Consider the following 2,315-nt stretch of genomic DNA (forward strand, 5'->3'; position numbering starts at 1 on the left):
ACGAAGAAGCCCGCACCGGACCCGGCCGCCCTGAAGGGGGCGCGGATCAATGTCTCCGACGGGCAGACCGTAGGGGTCGGCATGCCGGTCTCGCTGACCTTCGACCGGCCGCTGGGTGCGGCGGAGCGGGCCGCGGTCGAGCGCCGGCTGAAGGTGGAGACGGATCCCGGGGTGACGGGGTCGTGGAGCTGGGTCAAGGACCGCAATCTGCACGACGGGCAGCGCGTGGACTACCGGCCGCGCGAGCCGTGGAAGCCGGGCACGAAGGTCACCGTGCGGGCCGGGTCGGCGCTCAGCCGGACCTTCGAGGTGGGCCGTTCGCTCGTCGCCACCGTGGATGTGCGGACCCACACCATGACGGTGGTGAAGGACGGCACGACGCGCGAGGTGAAGGTCACGGCGGGGGCGCCGGGCATGGACACATGGAACGGCACGATGGTCGTCCTCGACAAGCAGTCCCGGGTCCTCATGGACTCCCGGACCGTCGGCTACGGAAAGGCGTACAAGGACTACTACAACTACGCGGTGCACCTGACCACGTCGGGCACCTACCTGCACGAGAACCCCAACGCGAACGCCACCGCGGGCGAGCGCAACGTCACGCACGGCTGCATAGGCCTGGCCACCGACGGGACCGCGCGGCGCTTCTACGCGGAGGTGATCCCCGGTGACATCGTGCGGGTCGTCGGCTCCAAGGAGACGGTGGACCCGGGCAACGGCTACGGCGGCTGGAACGTCGGCTGGAAGCAGTGGCGCGCGGGCAGCGCGCTGAACTGACCGGGCACGCGCGTGCGGAGCGGCGGCCGGTGTCCCGGCCGCCGCTCCCCCTGGTGGGCTTCCCCCGGTCTGCCGACCCGGCTCGCCTCCCCGATCCGGGTCGCCTCCCCGGGTCGGCTCCCTCAGGTCAGCTCGCCCGCCGCGCCCCGCGGCGCCGCACGAGCGCCGCTCCGGAGAGGCCGAGGGCGGCCAGCGCGCCGGCCCCCGCCAGCGACGTGGCCACCGTGACCGGGCCGTCGACGGCGCCCGGCTCCGGCTCGTGTGCCGCCTTCGGTGCGTCGTAGCCGCCCGCCTTGCCGGACTTCGCGTACGCAGAGCCGGGCAGCTTGTCGGCGTAGGCTCGCTGGACGCGCTCACGGTAGGCGGCGAGCGAGGTGCCCTTGGCGCCCACCGCGCGTATCGCCTCCTTGTCGAGCGGCAGCACGCGCGCGTGGCCCTTGACGTCCCCCTGGACGTACCACGCGTTGATCTGCGGCTCGTGGAAGACGGTGCCTCCGGGGAGCTTCTCGGCGCCCACGCGCGCGTAGCGCGTCTCGTCGTCGCCCGTGGCGATGTTCACCACCTGCCAGGAGCCGCCCCTCTTCACCGTCCAGAGGGAGGCCTTCTGGCCGTCGGACGAGACCGCCTTGCTGGCGAGGAACTCCAGGCGGGCGACCGGCGCGCTCTTCTTCCCGGCGACGAAGTCACGGGAGAGGTAGTACACGGGCACGGCCTTGCCCTCGACCCTGGGGTCGGCCGCGCTCCTGGCGACCGCTCCGTCGCGGGCGAAGAACCGGGAGAGCGTGTCCAGGGTCTTCGGCGCCTCCGCGGCCTCGTGGGCGGCGGTGCGGGAGGCCGCGGAAGGGGCGGCGGGTCCGCTGTCGGCGGAGGCCGCGGGGGCCCCGAGGCCGAGCAGCAGCGTGGCGGCGGAACCGGCGAGCGCGGCCCTGACCAGACGGCGGGGAAGGTGGCCAGTCATCGCGCTCACGCCCCGATCCGGTAGAGCGAGTGGGTCCAGGAGAAGGTGTCGTTGTTGGTGTACCAGGCGTGTGACGCCCAGTTGTAGCGGTTGCTGGAGGGCCAGGGGTCGCCCCAGTAGACGAAGCTGTTGGCGTCGTCGTAGCCGTAGAGCACGTGCATGTGGCCGCCGCCGTTGGACCACTGGATGCGGGTCTCGATCGGGCGGCCCGCGTCGACCTCGCTCTTCACGGTCGGGTAGCGGAGCCAGCCGGTGACGTACGAGCCGGGGCTGATGCCCGCCCAGCGCAGACCGCTCTGCACGTTGGCGAGGTTGGCCTGGTTGTTGGGGCACTCGGTGTTCTGGCTGCGCCCGAAGGCGGCGTTGCAGAACTGGTTCTGGCTGTAGTTGCGGCCCATGAAGGTGGCGATGGTGTTGCCGCTCGCGGCCCAGCACCAGTTGTCCTTCTGCTGTGCCTGCATGGTGATGTTCAGCCGCCTCGCCGCGAGGGCGGACGGGGCCGCCGCGGTGCCGCGCGCGTCGGCGGCGGCGGGTGTGACGGAAGTGGCCGAGGTGACGGGGGCAGGGGCCGCCGTCACCT

The 2,315-nt window shown here is 72.5% G+C and carries 3 protein-coding genes; 1 reads left to right on the top strand and 2 read right to left on the bottom strand.

The window, feature by feature from the left end:
* Positions 1 to 777: L,D-transpeptidase (locus AB8Z36_RS37610; RefSeq protein WP_369217867.1), on the top strand; the 777-nt coding region annotated here is incomplete at its 5' end.
* A 127-nt stretch (positions 778 to 904) separates the two neighbouring features.
* On the opposite strand, the gene AB8Z36_RS37615 is transcribed toward AB8Z36_RS37610, so the two are convergent.
* Together AB8Z36_RS37615 and AB8Z36_RS37620 are read right to left on the bottom strand one after the other, a co-directional pair.
* A complete protein-coding gene (locus AB8Z36_RS37615) occupies positions 905 to 1,735 on the bottom strand; it encodes a hypothetical protein (protein WP_369217869.1) in 831 nt (276 codons plus the stop codon).
* A 5-nt stretch (positions 1,736 to 1,740) separates the two neighbouring features.
* Entirely contained in the window at positions 1,741 to 2,313 is a 573-nt protein-coding gene (locus AB8Z36_RS37620) for a papain-like cysteine protease family protein (RefSeq protein WP_369217868.1), read from the bottom strand.
* Positions 2,314 to 2,315: the final 2 nt, after the last annotated feature.

The sequence above is a fragment of the Streptomyces flavofungini genome (assembly GCF_041028215.1).
GTDB classification, from domain to species: Bacteria; Actinomycetota; Actinomycetes; order Streptomycetales; family Streptomycetaceae; genus Streptomyces; species Streptomyces flavofungini_B.

What these genes read in the sequence shown, in the direction of transcription:
- AB8Z36_RS37615 (WP_369217869.1), bottom strand. Translation starts at nt 1,735, where the DNA reads ATGACTGGCCACCTTCCCCGCCGTCTGGTCAGGGCCGCGCTCGCCGGT.